The sequence below is a fragment of the Caballeronia sp. LZ028 genome (assembly GCF_031451415.1).
Lineage (GTDB): Bacteria > Pseudomonadota > Gammaproteobacteria > Burkholderiales > Burkholderiaceae > Caballeronia > Caballeronia zhejiangensis.
In genome coordinates this window covers 118,597-137,176 of record NZ_JARUXN010000004.1, presented here as the reverse complement: position 1 = coordinate 137,176, position 18,580 = coordinate 118,597, and the positions used below count along the sequence as shown (strand labels likewise).

Here is an 18,580-nt window from a genome sequence, read left to right as displayed (position 1 = left end):
GCTGGTTTCCGACTTCGACAATCAGATTCTCAGCTGAAACCACCACCGCCTTCAATTTCCCGCCTCAACTCCCCCGTACACCACTTCCGACTTTATCTCGCAACCCGATCGCAACGTTGATTGCCGCAGCAATCACTGCGGCAATCGCGAAGGCGAAACCGAATTATGTGCCGCTCGCGCAGCAAGCCAATGCGATCTCGGTCAACAAGGCCGGTCAGGGTCTTCCCGCTGGTCCGCACGACACACAATATAAGGCAGATAGCGCAACATTCTGAGTGCATCAAGGTTCGGGTCGACGCGAGTCCAGGCTGCCTGCGGCTCGCGTCTACTCCGTCTTTCTCCAAGATCTCCCAACTTCCAGAACGTCGTATCGCGTTCGACGCCTTCCGGCTGCAGAGAATTCCCGCCCGAGACGTGGCGATGCGGCATCCATCAGTTGCTGTCGTCCTCGAAGTATGTTGGGCAGCGTCACGACGCCTTGCGCCGAGCGAAATATGGTCACCAGAAACGCCCAAGAGTCATCGCATCAGTTATCGCGGCGAATTCTTCGGTCTTTCATCATAGTGTTATGAAGAATCTCGACGATGTCGATAAGCTCCGAATGAAGGCGCTTTGCTTCAAATGCGTAGGAGAACCGTTTCTCAGCGAACAAATCAAGCGCGAAGGTAAGCGTCGGCGCTGCTCGTATTGTGAGGGGCGTAGCAATTGTTTCACTATCGACACAATCGCCGAGATTGTTGAATTTGCTTTCCAACAGCACTTCGTCCGCACGTCCGAGCATCCGGATGCGCTTGAACAGAGCCCCCTCGGTGACAAAGAGTTGGACTATGAGTGGACTCGCCACGGCGACCCAGTCATTGAAGCCATCGAAAGCGCGGCACTAGTTCCCAGTGAAGCGGCCTGCGATATACAAGGGATACTCGAGTACGACCACAGGAGCTTTCGACCGGATGAGTGGGGCGAGACGGAGTTCGCTGATGACAGCTTCTACGAGGAAAAGGACGTCTCGACTCACGAGTGGCTAGAAGAATGGAACTTGTTTGTCCATCTCCTACGAAGTGAAACTCGCTTCTTTAGTCGCGAGGCTGCTGCGCATCTCGAATCGGCATTCAATGGAATCGAACAATTGCGCTCGAGCGCCGGACATCCGGTAATCCGAAGAGTCGGCCCGCGAACGCACCTGACCAAGCTTAATCGCGCTCGGGCATTTCAGTCATCGGAAAAGCTCCGAGAGGCTATCTCAAGGCCGGAAATTCATATGGCGTCGCCGCCCGCCCGATTCGCTAACGCGGGGCGCATGAATGCGCAAGGCATCTCCGTCTTCTATGGAGCAACAAAGGCGTCAGCCGCCCTCGCTGAGGTCCGGCCTCCGGTTGGCAGCGATGTCGTCGTCGCTCAATTCGACATCATTCGCTCATTGAATCTGCTTGACCTTACGGCATTGAACGAAGTAGTCGAATCCGGCAGCATCTTCGATCCACACTGGATAGAGCGACTCGAAAGAGCAGCCTTCCTTCGTACGCTGAGCGCGTTGATCATCCGCCCTGTAATGCCGGATGATGAAGCCTTCGACTACCTGCCGACTCAAGCAATAGCTGATTTTTTGGCTGTGCTTCCAGCACCGACAATAGACGGAATTTTGTATCCATCCGTGCAAGCAGAAGGGAGTGCGCGAAATGTCGTTCTATTTCGCAAAGCTGCCCGGGTCGAAGCCATCGACATGCCGAAGGGGACTGAGATCACGGGACGTGTCGAATACGGCTCGGATGACGACCCAATGTTGGATTATGTAGTCTTTGTAAAGAAGCCTGCGGTCGAGCCTGAGTCCAAGTCCGCTGAATTCGATCAGAATTGGTGGGACTTGGCGCCCTTCAGTTCAATGCCACGAAATGCAAGCGACCACGACTCTCGCGAACCGAGCTTACGGGTCGACGCGGACTCTCTGGTTGTTCATCAAGTGTCTCGCGTCAAGGTAGTTACGACCGCAACACCAGTGCGGCGTCATGTCTCGACTAAGCCTGACACCGAATTCTGATTGCGAGTCTGCGCGATAAGTCGCGCAACCGGATGGTAGCCCGGCACAGTGCAGTAGCGACATCAAGTCCTGCCACTTCTCTTGCTAGCTGGCTCGAAAGGCATAGTTCGTTTATTATGCTGGCTGTGTGTGACGACTCCTGGTAAGAGCGCTGTCTCTCCTACCGAAATCGTTGAAGAGGCCCTCCCTCTGCAGTTTCTCCAGATCTGATTGGCTTTCACTTTCGCCGAGGCAGCACGGCTCCGCCGTGGCGTCTAAAACTGGAGATTCACATGTGTTCCGAATACCTGCTTCGCGCAGTTCGTCCTCTCTTCGTCCTTAGTCCTCGCGTTGGCCGCTCATCGTCGTCCGAAACCCTGTTTTGGTCTATCAAGGTCGAGGGACTACATCGGGATCAGATCAAGCACTCTACAAAAGCGTTCCGTGAGCAGATGTCTGCTTCACGCGACGCAGACGAAGCCTCCCTCAAACTGAGCAATATTCGCCATGGTCTCGCGAAAGCACTCGGCGTTGCCAACTTCGACGCGTGGGACGACATGGAGCGGCGCCTCGTTGATTTCTTGCAAGTCAACGGAATGACCCATCCGAGAGACCTCTTGAAGTGGTCACACATTCATCATTCTTTGACAGCGCGTCAGCTCTCGGATCGTCTTTTCAATTCAGGCCTGCCCTTACCGAGAAAAGTGTTCACAGGCGTAGGGTCAAGCCTTTTCGCCGCTCGTCAAATTGGACGCATGGACGTTTCGTTGCTCGGCGGTGATATCTCGAACGATACCGCGATGACGGATTGGTGCGAGGCGCGCGCAAATCAGGTAGCCCTCGGTTTGCAGCGAAAAGGCGACGCAAGTGCCGATTTGCCAGAAGTCCTCGAATTAACCGGGCGCGACCTGCTCCTGTGCGCGCTTCGCTTCGAGCTCGGGCTTATCTCATTCAACCTGCTTGGCGACAATCTAGTCTCGCCGATGCAGCGGCCACCAGAGCTCTGCCTCTACAACGCCGATGAGGCCCTGCTTGCCGTAGACCTACGGATCTTCAACATCTTCCGGGAACAGATCGACCGATCAGATCGCGGGTGGGTCGAAGTCGTGCCATTTCCAGGCAATGACAATATCGTCTTCTTGAAAGGGCATGACGGTGCGTTCGATTGGGTCATTCGCGATCAACGCGACCACGAACTCGTACGCAACAGCTTTTATCCAATGCTGAGGCATTCCGAGGTGCCTAGCGCAATGAAAGCAGCATCAGCGTTCGAAGCCCACCTTTACTTCAAGACGGGCGAGTGGCATGAGCAGCTTGCCCACCGTGCCGAATCCCGCCACTACACTAACGGCGGGACACTTCAGGACTGGCCGGGATATCACAAACTCTTGCTCCGCGAGTTTATTGCCACGCGGAGCAACTACTGTGCTCCAAGCAGCCTGAAAGCGACCAGTGCAGACCGATTCGTCTCTCACCGTCTTCCCGAGTATCGACTGATGGTCTCGCCGTTGGTGACTATCGGTGAATTCTGGCAGTTCCTTGAGGCATCGCCATGGAACAATTGCCGCGCGAAGCGAACTGACAAGCACGGCACCACACTTGAAGGCGATCTGTCCGCTGTCAATCTGAGCGACAGCCCTGATGCCCCCGTCAGCGTTACCTGGTTCGACGCCGTTGCGTATTGCCGATGGTATGAGGAGAAGATCGGCCTGCCGGTCCGCCTACTTGAGATTGATGAATGGCGGAAAGTCGCGCCACCTCCAGTTCGCAACATCGAACGGGATGGCTGGGGAGATTTGAGCTGGGCGCTCGAGGGTGGAGATGGACTTCCAGGCTACACGACCTCGCACCGAGATCCAGAGGCATGCGCCGACGGAGGGAGCTTGCGATACGGTAAGCATTTGACTTGGTCGCACAACGCTGAAGGTCTTGCCTTCTTGTCCGTTGTCGATTTCGGTGAATGGCTATCCGACTATGCCCACGGAAGTGCACCTGCTGCAAACGCAGCCACCGGTCAAGCTCTCATCCTTGGATCATTAGAGCGCGACAAGTGCCCTGCTTATCTCACAATGCGTTACAAAGGCCTAAAAGTAGGCTTCCGTCTGTGTTACGTTGCAGAATCCGACGCCTGAGTTGATGACGAAAGTCGCCCGGGTGGCTTTTCCTTGACGAAGCCCCGGGCAATCAATCGATGTGAAACGACTTCTTCAGGAGCTTGTGACCTTGCTGCCGACGCTCGGGTTGCTTGTTGCCTGAAGATGTTAACCAGCGATGACGCGGTTGCGGCCGGATTCTTTAGCTTGATAGAGAGCCCGGTCCGCGCGCTTCATCAATGCTTCAACGTTGCGCTCGCCAGCCTTACGTGTGACGACGCCAATGCTGACGGTGAACGGGATCACCTTGTCGCGCCACACGAGCTCAAATTCCTGTCGCTCAACCTTCTCCCTCAGTTGATTGGCTACTTCAAGCGCGAGCTTCGAGTCCACGCCTGGCATCGCCGCCACGAATTCCTCACCTCCCCACCTGGCAAACACCTTTGAATCGAGCGAAATCGACTTACCGACCTCGGCGAATACCCGCAGGGTTTCGTCGCCCACGTCGTGGCCGAAGCGGTCGTTGATTGCCTTGAAGGAATCAATATCGAGCATGAACACCGATAGAACCTCATCGGTGCTGAGCGCTCTCTCTAGAAAGTCCGAAAACTCGCGACGATTCGGCAAGCCCGTGAGCGCGTCCGTGACGGCCTGCTTCTTCAACAGCTCCATGAGTTGTGCGCGCTCGGTGATGTCGCGCACCACCGCCGTGAACTCGATCACACCGTCTACTTTGATCTTGGAGATCGCGATTTCGACGGGGATGACCGTGCCATCTCGGTGCTGTCCAAAGACGCTGTTGCTCTCGTCCATGCGAGGGGGCACCATCGAACGCAGGCTTGTCTTCGGCGAGTCTGCGAACTCTCGGACATTCCGGCCATGATTGGCGCGAAATCTCTCAGGTAGCAAAGTTTCGATTCGGCGTCCGAGAATTTCCGCCGAACTGTATCCGAACAGATTTTCTGCTGCACGATTGAACAGGGTGATCCTATGCTGCTCATCGATTGTGACAATCGCGTCGTACGCGGAGTCCACGACTGCACGAAAACGCGATGCACTCACCTCAAGGTCGTGTGTCAGCTTCTGGCTCTGGTCGCTGTGAAATCCCGTGACGAGGACTTCGCGCACGGCTTCGCCATTGCCCACGCGGTTGAACGGCTTCAAAGAAAGTCGCCAAAGCTGTGAGCCCGCTCGGACAGCGAGTACGCGCTCCTTTTCGTCGACTCTGCCGTACGCGAAACATGATTGCAATTCTTCGCGAAGCACGAATGCCACACGGCCTGCAACAAGGTCGTCGTACCGAATCGGGAATGTGTGGAAGTCCGAGCTCGAAGCGCCAACCATCCGGAAGAACTGCTCGTTGCAGGCGATGACTACAAAAGCGCCGCGCGCGTCGCGACCGAACGTCGCAACACTGACTCTCACTCCGTCCCCACACTCGGCCAACGGATCGGGCAAATCAGACATATTTTTCAACCTTGCCGAACCCTTACACGGCATTGAGTCTTACCAACAAAAAGCGCCGCTGAAGCGCCCACGTCGTCCCTCTTTATCGGCACGTGAGCGTGGGACTTGAGATGAACTGCGAAATCATTCAACAGCTCGCCCCTAACCATGAAGATATTGTCAATCGATGCCGCCGGATGCAAACGCAGTCCGCGTAGATTAATTTCAAACCACTTACGGCCTTGCCATTTGAACTCGACGGCTGTTCGGCCCGAACGGCGAACTGTCCGCTGCACGGACGTGGCAGCGACGGAGTCAATTGGTTGTGACGTTGCATCACTCTACAATAGCAAGCTGCGCTCCATCGGACGATGTTCACATGCTCTTCCGATTACGGACGACTATCAATTCGCTGGTCGAGGCAAGAAAAACTAGATCGTTCTTGAGCGCGCAGAATTTTTTGACCGTCTGTCACTGCGGGCACAGTTGAATCACTTCAACCGATTTGAGCACGAGCGCCGTTGCGTCTGCCTCCTTGCCCTAGTCGCACAAACCTTCGGGGCCGAAAACAACACGCACGCTTGCGCCCCTCGTTCGCGCGCGCTGTTGTAGAGGATACCGTCAATCGGCCGCTGCTTCCTGTGCCGATGATCAAGTTTCAGATATTCGACAATTACTGCGTCGGGTAGCGCACCCCTTCTTCGCGATTCCACTCGCTGAAGCACGAAGGCCTGGCAGGATTCGGTGGACGACATAAGTAACTTCCATTACCGTTCTGTACTGGCCCGTGTGGGAATATTTTGCTACGCTCGCGTCAGCGCTTACACCCATAAGATCAAATACATAGCTTCACTACTCCTCTCTCCCGCATCCTTCCACATGACCACTTGCGCGCTTTGCCTGAACGAAAGCCCCCTCCACGTTTCGCACATCATGCCAGCGAGCCTCCACAAGCATGTCAAAACTGAAGGCAAAAATGTCCACTACGAGCTTCCAGGAAAGATTAATTTAAATAACCAGAAAGACCTCAAGGAACGTTTGCTGTGTGGAGCGTGTGAGCAGAAATTCAGCAAATTCGAGAAGACAGCAATTGAACGGTTGAGAGATGTTTGGAAGACAAGCAAGGGCCCTGAAAAGGCGCCTGTCGGTCGGCAGCATGTTGAGCCGATTATGAGCTTTGTTCATTCTGTTTTTTGGCGTGCATCTCTGTCGACGCAATTGCACAGATACAAACTCCCGGGTGATGTCGAAGAGCGACTCAGATGCGCTCTTTATACTGGGAAAACCATTCTTCCGCCCGAACTCTCAGTCTCCATCTATAGGTTCGAATATTTGAGACGCTTTGGGGCAGCTGATATCATTCACGCCCCTCGAATGAACTGGTGGAATTCCACAAACATATCGTCTTCATTCCTCGCGATGGGTCTGATTTTCGTTATGGAAGCTCCCTATCAGTTCTCTCAGAGTCTCAGAGCGGGGACCGTGCTCACGCCAGATAGTGAAGTCAACTTCATTCGCGCCGCCCCAAAAGATGTCGCGTTCCCGAGCGTTCTTGCCATTAACGAAGCACGCGATTTGACGAAACGGTCTCCCAATGTCGGCGCGTTCCTCAAGAACATGTCCATTTAGCCGAGCCTAGCGCGCACGAGCTTGCCACGGTGAATAGCCAACAAGTTACGTGCTGCCTGCTGCCCGCTGCCTGCTGCCTGCTGCCTGCTGCCCGCTGCCTGCTGCCTGCTGCCTGCTGCCTGCTGCCTGCTGCCTGCTGCCTGCTGCCTGCTGCCTGCTGGTTGTAGTGTAGCCGTCCAATTTTCGCACGCACGTGCGCGGATCCGGCGAGAGAATGCCTGTGGACTCACAGCACGATGAAGCTTTGCTTCATCCGCCTGCGGCCAGTATCGCCGTCGAGGACGTTTGAACAGCCGACCGCTGAACTCCCACGCAGATCACATATACGTAGAGACAGCGGTCGAACTAGCGCAAATTTCCTTGAATTTGCGCAATACCGCTTCTATGCTTGAAGAGCACGAGCGGACTGTGTGCCCCACCTGAGTAAGCCATTCCGAACGGTCATTTCGTCTTTGGTCGACCGTACTGGCGGCTGTTGATTCGACTTCTCGACTGACATCCATTGGTTCCCTCTCACTTCCCCGAACGCGTCAACCATCGCAAAATTTGAGATGTTTTACTTAGCAATGCTATTCATAGACGATGTCGATTTCTGTATTGGCCCGTGGGGCCAGATTATCTCAACACGCGAAGTAACATCACAGGAGCTGACAGATGGACGAAAACCACTATGAACGCGGAGAGAACGTCATTTCCCCGTTTTGTAGCGTGGACGGATTAAAGGTCAAAGCGAAAATTCTAGCTAAGCGGCTCGACCCGGAGAGAACCGTCTCCCTGACGCGACACCAGGATGCGACAATTCGATGCATCGGTCGCGAACGCAACGATGTGTTCCGACATCGTGAGCCTGCACTTCCAATTTTTCCCGGCGAAGTGGACGGAGAAGGCCAGATCACGTTCCAACACGAGCGAGAAGTCCGCGTGCTGTCCGACTTTCTCCCACACGTTTCGATCGAAAGCATAGAAACGTTTGTGGAGACTTGGAAGCTCGTCGACTGGAAGCGGAGTACAAAGCCAAAGGGAAACAGTACCTCGAAATCGCCACCGCGTCGTTCGATGTCGTCGAGGGTAGCGGAACCCCACAGGTCGGCGCTCGATCGACCACTTGGAGTCACCACAACCCGTCCTCTGCCTTGCTTCGACGAGAACGAGCGAGCAACAATCTGCGAGATAGTTCTCCCCTCGCCGGACGGACTGTTCATGCCACCGACCCTGGACGTGGCCGTCGAAAGAGCGAACGGATTGCGCGCCTTGTTTCCGAAATCCTCGGAGAGCTGGTCACTTCAACTCACAGCCCGCATTTTTGGCTTCCACGATTGGCAGCACTTCGAGCAAACGTTCGAACTCAGGAAGCGCAGTCCATTTGATGAGGAGCTCGAGCCAGACGCTTTGTGCACCCGTCTTGACTGGCAGACGAGGGCCCTGGAACTCCTGCTGCAACGGAATAAGGTCGTTGCTTCCGATATCCGTGCTGCATGGCGCCCCACCTCTCAATCGGACGCACTGTATATCGGGCCACCCTTCGATGACCGAAAAGATGAGAGGATCGCTGTCGAATCCTGCACAAAGCGACTCCAAGGTCGCCTGACAGTTCGCGGGATGCGACCCAACAACCACTCGGCCCCGGAAGCAATCCAATGAACGACGACCTCATGTCCGAGCGAATCAGAGTGTTGATGAGTCAGTCCGAAGGCGTGAGGAGAATGAGGGCGAGGATGATTGTGGCAAGAATCAGAGAGATGATGCTCGAACATGGACTAACACTCTCGGACCTCGTAACGAACGACCAAGCGAAGAGCGAAGATGCTGTCGTGACGGCAAGCCAAGAGTCATCGGCGGATAGAACATGCGGGGATATCTGCGATTCGTCTTCAGAGTGCCTCGAGCCAACGAACGAGAATGCGCCGGCTCAAGTCAATACCGCGCCCGTCGCCAGTGGGACCAAAGCTGTCGAGCACGTCAAGACTTCCCGCGCTCGACACGCCAAGACGAAGTCGAGCAAAGTCAACTGACTGAAGGCCAATAAGCGCGTCCGTCGTCCAGCGGCAGCCAAGCTGTACTTGAAGTATACGGTGCTGATCAGCGCGAGAAACCGGCTCTCCTACCCACACGGACATCTTTTGGGCCGCAGCGGCGTCGCACCGCCCCCAACCGTCCAGTCCCTCCGATCAACCGATCAACCGCGCAAGCGCTTCAGTCCCCGCACGACCACCAATAGCGCTTCTCCGTGTTCCTCCGAGCCATCCCACGCGTCGAGTATTGCACTTTGAAGCAGCTCGTTGTACGGCGTCATTTCGACATCGTTACCTGCTTGAACATCCCGACCGGGGTCAATTCCGTAGAAACTGCATAGCTTAATGAATGGACGACTGCGCCGAATCCGCGTCCCGTTGGAGAGGCGAAGTCGAGACACGGTTGGTTGGCTAACTCCCGACAATCTTGCGATTTCACTGGACGAACGAGGATCGGTAGTTAGTCTACCGAGCAGGTCGCGTACTGGAAAATTAGCGTTTGGGGCTTCCATCCTATGCATTATAGCGATACATTAACGTTATTGAATCGCCTTCTGCTGCCTTCCTCCGACGTCCACCTCCGCTAATGCAACTTGCACAAACACCATCGACCTTCTGCTGGACGAAGATCGGCGCAGATAGCGACGAGGACATTGCTACGATGGTTCTGCGCAAGGAGTGGGAGCGCAGGCTTGGCGGAGGGCGCTTTCTCTGGGGAGTGAATCACCTACCCGCGACTTCTCACGGGACAGTGGGCCAGTCGCGCGGCGCGACCGCACTCTTTTCACCTCACGCGCGCAAACACTCGCGTGCAGCCAAAGCGAAGAGCAGCTTTGTCTATTGGAATGCGTGGGTCGACTTCAGTGGTCAACTGCGACCGCTTCCTTCGCACGCGTTGATCACGAGTACCGCTGTGCTTCCTTCTGGCCGAGCTCGAGAAAAGTATTTCGCCCTTGTTTGCTTCTCGCCGGATCAGCTGCAAATCGGAGGCACCCTGAATTTGCGTCCCGGTGAGTTCCGACATGCTCGAAGCGGAAGGGTCTTGAGTACCGGTACGTCGACCGCCGTGGTCGACTTCCACGGCAAAAACGACCGCGTTGGCACACGAACCTATCCAGTTTCGCTAGCGGTTTCCTTAGACGCACCGTACTTCATTCGGCTGGCCGAGCCGTCTCCTCTCAAGGCTCGCGAGCTAGCAGCCGTCGCTACCGCATCGCGGGACGGAGACATGGAGTCTTATTTGCGGCTGGTTCGGCGCTTGCGAGGGAAAGCGTCCGACAGTCCATCGTTGGGCATGACGGGAGACTTGTTCGATGCTGCGCCCTCAGACAACGACTGGACTGGTCCGGAGGACACTGAAGATCCGGTTCACGAACCTGCTCAGAGGGAACAACAGGTGGGAGATCCCGACGCATCTCAGCTGCAACTTTTTTGACGCAACATGCCCGCCCTCCAAGGCAAGCTGTTGGTGCCGTCTGAAAGATTTCAAGGAGTAAGCATATGTCTGTTACATCGCATTCGCCGGAGTCGCGTGCAGCGGTGCGCTTCATGGCGGCAACCCGAAAGGTCGAAGTGGCGTTTCGCGCTGCACGGGAGGTGGCTCGCGCCGGAGTAACAGTTGATAACGTCAGGGCGCAGTCTCAACTGGAGTTCGCGCTGGAGGAACTCGCCAAGGCAGAAGTGTTGTTCGACGCGACGGTTAACCACGCGTAGGTGGTTTTGCGGCGTAATGCAGCTTACGCGCAAGTGCAGTTCGAGCTCGAGCGAATCAACTGAGCGTCAGCATTGCCTCAGGCTACGAACTCGCGTTCATTGCCTAACACGGTGGACGACGAGACCCAGTCTTTCTGCCCGTGTTTTCGCTTCATCGGCCGTCCGGCAGCAATCAATCCAAAAATCGCCTCCGGAGACACAGATTGCAAATGGCAACGTATCGTTGCCACATTCATTCTGTCGGTGAATCACCACGTGCGCAGACGTCGCGAGATAGCGACTCATTTCTGATTGACACTCCGGGTAAGCAGTTGCAACGTGTCGCTTCTGGACAATTGTGAGAGCCATCATCGCTCGATACGCTAAGGGATTTCTGAGCACGGTACCACAACTGTGAGTTAGGCAAATCCTTCGAACCGAGCGCGAGAACTGGCATTGAGCATCTATCGGACAGGCGCCAAACAGGCCGCCTCCGTCATCCTTGTCCCGTCATGACCTGCAAGAAGCGCAGGCTGTCGAACTAGGAGCGCGCCGCTGGCATCGTTCGATATACGGCGAGATCGCTTTCCCTCGTTGCTGGACTGTTATTGGTTGAGTCAGGCGCTTCCTTTGTCAGCCTAGTCAGCCACTTCAGGAGCAACTATCAATAGGCCAGCCTCGCGGAGGGCTAACTCAAGCGATTCGGATTCGACCGCACGAATAAAGTGCACCGCAAGGTCCGTGAGCGACGTCCAGTAGTCGTGCCTCAGTGTGATGAGTTCCTGCAGAAACACGCCGTCTGACGCTTTCCCGTGCTTCGCCGGCGTGAAAACTCGCTTTCGAAGCATTGACTGAACATCGGACACAGGCCTTCCGAGTAGCGAAGCCGCTACCGCGACCGAAACGACGACGCCATTGACACTGGCGCTCGCTTTCGCCTTACGCGTTGCCATCTTCCTCTCCTTTCGCGGGGGATTGATACATGTACCGCCAGTCGAAGACCTCTGCGAGGATGTCGTCGATTACGGACCGCTTCCACGGATTGATTCCGCAGCCCGGATCGCCCAGATCACGCTTGAAATCCGCCGACGTCGGCGTCACGCCAGCTGCCTTGTACTGCGAAGCCAGTGCTCTTGCACGGCTAACGAACCCAGCCTTACCTTCAGCCGAACGGCGCGCCACGAATTGAGCGTGCTTCTGAGCTGCTCTCTTTGCTAGAGCGTTACTTCGTCGCCAGACGGTAACGGGCTCCAGATTGAGACTGAACGCAATCTGCGCCACCGACATTTCTCCGTCACCCGCGATGGCCTCGCGTAGCCGCTCATCGACGCGCTCCTGCTCGTATTTGGCACGGGACTTGGCCCGCCGCAACCCGAATTCGGCGTCAGGATGAGGCTCGCCTGGCACGGCGAAGTCCTGCGTTACGAAAATCTGTCGCATCGTGGCACCTGTGACAAAGGCGCTGCGAAGGTATACGTGCAAAGGAGTGGGGAGCTCACCAATCGCGTACGCGTTTAGCATCCCCGGAAGAACGCCGATGCGACGAGCCATCGCACTACCGTTCCCTGAGAAGAACACGTCCCGGATCCCCCGTACTGCTACAGGCGAAGCGAGTATCTCCTCGCCTGGCTGAAGTTCCTGCGCAAGGCGTATCAACTCCTCGGACGCATAGGAGCAGAAGCGATCAAACTCCGAGATGGTTGAGTCGACCGACCCGTCCGATGCGCGTCCGAGCCATGTACCGCAATGGCGGCAACAGCCGACCCGCGCATTCGCACTCAGAGCGCTTTGCTCCCCGCGCCCGCATGAAGGACAGCAGTCCGCGAGCCGGCAGGTATGCTCAAGGCACACGGGGGACTCATTCACTCGCCAAACAAGAGGCTCGTAGACCAGTTGCTCGGGGGTATCAGCCATTTGCTCCAGGCACGGCGGGCACCAGCGACGCGCTGGTGTCACCAGTCCGCGTGCGGCAATCGCGCCGTGAAACGGAAGCATTGAACAAAACCGAAGCCCTGGTATGCGGCTCATCTTAGTCAGGGCGGCCGTCCACTCTGACGCGGACGAACTAAGCCCCTCGATTACAACGCCAGTCGGAAGGAGGATTCGCCCCGACTGAGGGCTCGCCTGTCCAAGCTGCGGGAAGATGGCAAATCGATACAGACTGAGAAATGGAACGTGTTGAGCTTCCGCGTAACGAACCGCGAAGCTCGAGATCTGCTCAATCCGTCCCGATCCGACCCCACCTATCGCGGGCTGTGGTACGAGCGGCAAGGATGTGCTTTCTCCGGAATCCGTTGTCATATGTCGATCACAAGGTCGGGTATGAAGGACCGATTCGGGCGGCATTTCGAGCCAGCAGCATTGCAAAGGACTCGGCAGCCCTCGATCTTGTAATCTCGAGTCGCGTGCGTGTGCCCGTGTATCCAGACCTTAGCGCGACGAAGAAGCCGAGTAAGGTCGCTAGCGAAGGCAGCGCTCGTCCAATTCAATCCGTATGACGGATCAAGCGACCTTCGGTGAGGAGCGTGGTGCGAGACCACGATCGTTTTCCCGTCGAAGGGTTCGTGCAGCGTCTTCTCGAGCCACCGAACAGATGTCAGATGCTCGGCTCTGACACAACTTGGGCTCAGCAATCGCCCGTCCGAACGACGTAAGCAGCGATAGTCGGCGCCGTGCGCGGCGTTCAGCAGGAGTACGTCGTCCAAAAAATCGACGAGTTCGAAATCTGTCCAGAGACAGCACCCTACGACCCGGACTCCATCGTAAGAAGCTACGTGACGCTCGAGAAACCGCAAACGGCCTGAGGTCGTCCGGGACAGCGCGTTCGAAATCGAGCGCTCGTACGGGCGAAAATAGAGGTCGTGGTTACCTCTCACGTACAGTACGTCGTACGGCCACCGTTCAAAGCGAACCGGCAGCTTCTCCAAATAGTCCACATCTCCCGCTAGCACTAGAACATCCGCCTCCACTGGGACAAGACGATCGTCCGTCTCCGTCGCTGGAATCTCATGCAGATGCAGATCCGATGCTATATGGAGGCGCAATTTTCTCTCCCAATGATTCGCAGTCTGCACGCTTCTATGTACTACGTTTTACGTCAGTGAACTGTACTATATTTTACGTCAGCAAAAATCAGGGTAAACTGCACTATAAAATACGTCACCCCGGGACCATTCTGAAGTACACGGCACGGCATCGGTATCCCGAAGTCAGTGACTACTCGCGAAAGGGTTCGGCTCGATCACGCGGATTACGTTGATATGAAGGCGTGGCCAGTGCCCCTCACCAGCGAACCCTCCACCTTTACAATTGTCGTTGATATCCAGGGATTTGTTGCGAGGTTCTGTCCGGAACCATCGTGCACTTCAACGGTTACGTTAAGGACAGTGAGCAGCTGGTTTAGCAACGAGCCGTTTTCATTTCGTTGCTAAAGCGTAGCGAAAATCGTGGCGGCGTCGGTCGCACATCTGGCAAGACGATTTGCAGAGCGATACTCTCTTAGTTAATTTCTAATGGGACACAAGCTGTTCGTTGCAGCATTTTTCAACGGAGATCAGCCGGGCAGCGAGTGGGTGGCGACAGCAATTTGCAAATGCTTCGAAACGAACTGCTCGCGGGCAGTCAGCTGCCCGGGACGAGTCTGGGAGTATGGACCGACATAGCCATGCAGCATTGACTTTTCATTCGCTGTACTACTTATGACCACTTGCAGGTACTTTCCTGAATCGGGTAGCAACCTGGTGTTCCGGCAGGTCGCAAGCACCCCGATTCGGACGCTAGTTGCACCTTCGCACTCCGGGAGATCACGGGTTTTTATCACTTGCCAAGGCTCACGATGAACGTTATCAATTCCCCTGTCTGTTTTCAAATCTGTGGTCTATATTTGAAAATAGTCTCATTAATGTGGGTACACCTTTTTTTGAATTCACCCGAATTATCTAGGGTCACACCAAACCAAAATTTGTAAATTTTTTATAAGCTTGAGTCTCAAGCCACTTTTTCGAGGGGCTTTTATCAAAATGGGCTTCTCTCAAGAACCCTCGAGAGGCCCTATTGATAAGGAAATGCGGGAACGTTGATCGCATTGTAAGTATTACACATACGACCACTTTGGCACCGTACATAGCGGATTAGGCGTCTATTCGACCGTCGTCAGGGAGTAAATACGGGTGCAAAACTGGTAGCTCTTCTGCTGATCTTTGATAGATTGACTTTCAACGGTAAATTTTTTGTAGATATTACAAGGCCATGACCATCGAGATTGTTCGCAGAGATTTTGTAAGTGCCGACGAGATCTCCCGGAGCATCCTTCGCGTCGAAATGGCGAAGAAAAATGTCAGTGTCACGGAGCTCTCGTACCTCCTCCAGCAAATCGGCGCGTTTGAGTCGGTTCGGTCACTTTCAACGAAAATCAAACGGGGAAAATTCTCACTTACATTCTTAATTCAGTGTTTAGCGGTGATGGATGTTGCTCGAGCCGAGTTTGATATACCCACGCCCACAGACTTGGTCGAGAAGGGACTGGTTGTAACAAACAACAGGCCGAAAGCTGGAGCGATGCGGGAGGCCGAACTTAACTTGAAAGCCCGTCAAGCTATAGGACAGGCCGTTGAGAAGAGATTGCTTCGCGCGAAGCAGAAATTGGCAAAGCAAGATCTGCAGCAACCTTCGGCCGAAAAGCCAAAGCCTCGAGGACGCCCGAAGAAGTCCAGCGTCACGTCTGACGAATCGGTATGAATGGGGCAGCAGCGTCGACTCACCGACTCTTGCAGGGCCTATTGTTAGGCGCATCCGCCTTAGAGGTGGCCGGTGTATCACAAGGGCCCCTGCTCGCGGCGACTCTTCTACCGTCCGAAACGTCCTTTAAAAGGAGACAGTTGGGCTAGGACGTGTGTTGTAACGAGGACACAGGCAAGGCTACTGCGCACGCGAGAGTTTCTATCGTTTACCCTTATACACTCTTTGTAGTTCTTACTCACACTGGAGCACTTCGCAATATCTCGTTGATTTGAAAATACGGCACCGAGTCTATTGCGACTCCGTTTTATTGCTCGAATCTCCGTGGACGCCGGGCAACGGAGCTAAAAGGTCGCCCCGCTCCAGGAGCTTCCCCAATACGGCTGTGAAGCCGAGCGAACGCCATTTCGCATCGATCGGTGCTATTGCGTGCGCAACAGCAGATCGGACTGCGTCCGCCTCCGACGCCCTCAGCTGAGACCACGCTCTGCGATACGCTCTGCGATACCCAGCAGATTTGGCTTTTCGGAAAAGTAGTGGAAGCGTTTCGCGCGTGGAGAACGCAGGTGACCCAAGTTGAGCCGGAAATCCGAAAGGCGAAAGTCGCTCGTCCTTGCCGAATTTGTTTTGTACTACACGGCGCACAAGTCTTTGCAAGACTTCATTTCTTCCGTGCGCAGAAACATGATCCTCTGCAAGATAACACGGCCGATCTAACAGAAGATGAGGTAGGCTCGTCCGTGCCATCTCTGTAATGTCAGACCACTCTGCCAGAGTCGGACGCCACACTTGAGGCTCCTTAGAGGTGCGCGCCGCCTCTACTCCGTACGTTTGACTCAGCGATGTTGCATCGAGGCTACTCGGGTCGACTTCTTGTACTAGTTGAGATACTCGTGACCGCGCGCGCACCCAACTCTCTTCCGATTGACAGAGGGAAAGAAGCTCAGCAGTGCAAACGCTTAGGCGCAGGTCACCGTGATTGAGGGTCATGCCTTCCATCTTTTCACCACCCATCAATCGACCCATCCACTTCCGGCAACGGCTGCAACAGCCGTTTCTGCTACCCGCATAAAATATCTTCGAGTAGCGACTACCGCAATTCATGCATAACCGCACCATCTTCACTAGATGCTTTATGCAGATTCGATAGGACTTCAGCCGCCAAATTAAAGGGCAATAGGCCCCTCCATGTTCGTCCGCTCCTTCTTCAAGGCATATTGGGCAGACAGCGTTGAATTCACGACACTCGCAATTGAGCGAAACCAGCGCCCGTAAGCCCCCAAACGTCATAGCTCTCCAGTTCGTGCTCTGATGTAGCAACTCGAGCCGGGGAAGCCAAGCCTCAAGTTTTTGCTCCAGAGCCTCCATGTTGCGGTAGTACGGATGCTCGCCTTTCCTTTCATCAATCCGCTGGAGCACTCCGCAGAGAAAGGCGTCGATTCCAACGCCATGCGATTCCGCCATCCGATGCAAATGGCTGCTGAGCGACTCAACCTCCCACGTTCCCTCACCCCTAATTTCTAGTACATTCCAACCCATATCATCGAACCTCCTGGGTCCTGCCTCGCTAGGGCAGGAGTACGAGAAGACAGCGCCCTGAGGAGACTCAAGCTACAACCGCTAACGAGCGGTCTTGCTCTCGGGAGGCAAATCGGCGCCAGGCTCGCCCGGCAGATTTCTTAAGAGCGGGCGCTCCGCAATGTTCCGAGGGGTCAAACCTTTTTTACGGTTCTTCGAATTGGTCGCGGCTTTCGCCAAGCTGGCGAGATCTTCGGGCACTTCGATCGTTTTCGCGCCCCTCTTATGAAAGTTTTGCGGTGTGATCGCCATATGCGACGCGGAAGCCCAATAGTCCGCCCGGTTGTCTGGGTCCATCGCAGCTGCGAACATCGCGTGTTCAATCACCATTTGAACCGAGAGGTGCTGGTGCATGTAATCCGTCCACCCCTTCAACAACGGCCACTCCAAGGGCTTGCCGTCGCCTCTGAGTGATGCAGCTGTCGCGCGAAAAACGACTTTCGTTCCAAGACCTACGGTTCCCCATAATTGCCTTGCGAGATACGTACATCGCGACTTGTTAAAGACGTCCGTTCGTATATAGTCAGGTCCCAGTTCCTTTGCCAACGTAGCCAATACACCGGCGAACTGCAGCACGTCGTTCTTTTTGGAAGGGTCGAGCGGACACATCCAGATTGGCTGGATTCGCGCGGTAAGCTGCGCGCTCTGCCACAGGAGGGGTGCGATCTCCGGCCCTCCAGCAAGAAACGTTGGCTTCCGCGAGAGATCGGCGATCTCCTTAATGCTCATTGCCGCCTCCAGCACTTTCCCCGACTTGAGTAGCAGAGGAATTTCCCCCGCTTCATCAAGAAACGCAGCGGAAAAGTAGCCCCGGTTGATTCGGTCTATCAACGCACGCATACGCGCTCGATGTGTCGGAGTGCGTCCGACGCGAGGCATCTGAGACGGCTTGAGTGCGCCTTCGCGGATATCGCCGTACTCAGCGATGTGCGCGAGTAATTCACTCGGTTGGCCCAGTGCTTCCAAGAGCCGATCGATCAACTCCCCTACATCCAGATTTCCACGATGAGGCGACGGAATCCGAACATATGCACTGCCGCCTACCGGCAATCCGTCTCTGCGCGCCATCTCGATCAACGCACGATCACAGTGCTGCATCAGCGCGGTCTTTCCCACATGAGTCGGTGCAATGAGAAGTATGAGCTTTCCAGGTTCGTACGCCGCCACGTGATCTAAGGCTTGTTCGAACCACTCGGTGTATCGGTCATAGGCCAACGTCCATTCGTCCCGCATGTGCGCGATACGTGCAGCTTGCTCACGCGAAAGGCTTTGACCCTCCTTCACTTCTGAATTTTCTTCAGCTATAGCATTTTCCATAGTGCATCAATGCAGGATATTTTCTTCTTAGGCTCGGCTATTTGGAGAGCCCCACGCGACGA

General features: G+C 55.2%; 14 protein-coding genes and 2 pseudogenes. 8 read left to right on the top strand and 8 right to left on the bottom strand.

Annotated features, from left to right (window positions below):
- The 3 genes and pseudogenes from QCE58_RS23355 to QCE58_RS23345 form a co-directional block, all read left to right on the top strand.
- A pseudogene (locus tag QCE58_RS23355) lies at positions 1-275 on the top strand (hypothetical protein); the annotation flags it as partial.
- A 293-nt stretch (positions 276-568) separates the two neighbouring features.
- A complete protein-coding gene (locus QCE58_RS23350) occupies positions 569-2,035 on the top strand; it encodes an RES domain-containing protein (protein WP_250522763.1) in 1,467 nt (488 codons plus the stop codon).
- 272 nt (positions 2,036-2,307) lie between these two features.
- A complete protein-coding gene (locus QCE58_RS23345) occupies positions 2,308-4,146 on the top strand; it encodes an SUMF1/EgtB/PvdO family nonheme iron enzyme (RefSeq protein WP_250522762.1) in 1,839 nt (612 codons plus the stop codon).
- Positions 4,147-4,275: 129 nt separating this feature from the next.
- Here QCE58_RS23345 and QCE58_RS23340 read toward each other — a convergent pair whose 3' ends face one another.
- Positions 4,276-5,574: a sensor domain-containing diguanylate cyclase gene (locus QCE58_RS23340; protein WP_250522761.1), complete on the bottom strand. Its 1,299-nt coding sequence runs from the start codon at positions 5,572-5,574 to the stop codon at positions 4,276-4,278.
- Between the two features lie 912 nt (positions 5,575-6,486).
- On the opposite strand from QCE58_RS23340, the gene QCE58_RS23335 reads away from it, so the two are divergent.
- The 3 genes from QCE58_RS23335 to QCE58_RS23325 all read left to right on the top strand — a co-directional run bounded on the left by QCE58_RS23335 (position 6,487) and on the right by QCE58_RS23325 (position 9,194).
- The gene (locus tag QCE58_RS23335) at positions 6,487-7,182 is read left to right on the top strand and encodes a hypothetical protein (protein WP_309780429.1); all 696 of its coding nucleotides are present in this window, start codon (positions 6,487-6,489) and stop codon (positions 7,180-7,182) included.
- A 654-nt stretch (positions 7,183-7,836) separates the two neighbouring features.
- On the top strand, positions 7,837-8,823 hold the full coding sequence (locus tag QCE58_RS23330) for a hypothetical protein (RefSeq protein WP_250522759.1): 987 nt from the start codon (positions 7,837-7,839) through the stop codon (positions 8,821-8,823).
- Positions 8,820-9,194 (top strand): hypothetical protein, encoded by a 375-nt coding sequence (locus tag QCE58_RS23325; RefSeq protein ID WP_250522758.1) that lies wholly within the window; start codon positions 8,820-8,822, stop codon positions 9,192-9,194. Before QCE58_RS23330 ends, QCE58_RS23325 begins: the two co-directional genes overlap by 4 nt.
- Before the next feature lie 164 nt (positions 9,195-9,358).
- On the opposite strand, the gene QCE58_RS23320 is transcribed toward QCE58_RS23325, so the two are convergent.
- A complete protein-coding gene (locus tag QCE58_RS23320) occupies positions 9,359-9,706 on the bottom strand; it encodes a helix-turn-helix transcriptional regulator (protein ID WP_250522757.1) in 348 nt (115 codons plus the stop codon).
- A gap of 988 nt (positions 9,707-10,694) precedes the next feature.
- Here QCE58_RS23320 and QCE58_RS23315 point away from each other — a divergent pair.
- Positions 10,695-10,907, top strand: a complete 213-nt coding sequence (locus QCE58_RS23315) for a hypothetical protein (RefSeq protein ID WP_250522756.1) — start codon at positions 10,695-10,697, stop codon at positions 10,905-10,907.
- Positions 10,908-11,524: 617 nt separating this feature from the next.
- Here the strand turns inward: QCE58_RS23315 and QCE58_RS23310 are convergent.
- From QCE58_RS23310 to QCE58_RS34155, 4 genes and pseudogenes are all read right to left on the bottom strand, one after another.
- A complete protein-coding gene (locus tag QCE58_RS23310; RefSeq protein WP_250522755.1) occupies positions 11,525-11,839 on the bottom strand; it encodes a hypothetical protein in 315 nt (104 codons plus the stop codon).
- On the bottom strand, positions 11,826-12,326 hold the full coding sequence (locus QCE58_RS23305) for a hypothetical protein (RefSeq protein ID WP_250522754.1): 501 nt from the start codon (positions 12,324-12,326) through the stop codon (positions 11,826-11,828). The genes QCE58_RS23310 and QCE58_RS23305 overlap by 14 nt, the downstream gene beginning before the upstream one ends.
- Positions 12,327-12,722: 396 nt before the next feature.
- A pseudogene (locus QCE58_RS34160) lies at positions 12,723-13,187 on the bottom strand (TniQ family protein); the annotation flags it as partial.
- Positions 13,184-13,960, bottom strand: coding sequence for a metallophosphoesterase family protein (locus tag QCE58_RS34155; protein WP_350029392.1), 777 nt, complete (start codon positions 13,958-13,960; stop codon positions 13,184-13,186). The pseudogene QCE58_RS34160 and the gene QCE58_RS34155, both read right to left, overlap by 4 nt.
- Before the next feature lie 1,174 nt (positions 13,961-15,134).
- On the opposite strand from QCE58_RS34155, the gene QCE58_RS23300 reads away from it, so the two are divergent.
- Positions 15,135-15,623 (top strand): DUF6471 domain-containing protein, encoded by a 489-nt coding sequence (locus tag QCE58_RS23300; protein WP_250521442.1) that lies wholly within the window; start codon positions 15,135-15,137, stop codon positions 15,621-15,623.
- 291 nt (positions 15,624-15,914) lie between these two features.
- Here QCE58_RS23300 and QCE58_RS34150 read toward each other — a convergent pair whose 3' ends face one another.
- Together QCE58_RS34150 and QCE58_RS23295 are read right to left on the bottom strand one after the other, a co-directional pair.
- Complete coding sequence (locus QCE58_RS34150) at positions 15,915-17,162, bottom strand: TniQ family protein (protein ID WP_350029384.1); 1,248 nt, start codon at positions 17,160-17,162, stop codon at positions 15,915-15,917.
- 81 nt (positions 17,163-17,243) lie between these two features.
- Entirely contained in the window at positions 17,244-18,518 is a 1,275-nt protein-coding gene (locus tag QCE58_RS23295; protein ID WP_250521443.1) for a TniB family NTP-binding protein, read from the bottom strand.
- Positions 18,519-18,580 lie beyond the last annotated feature (62 nt).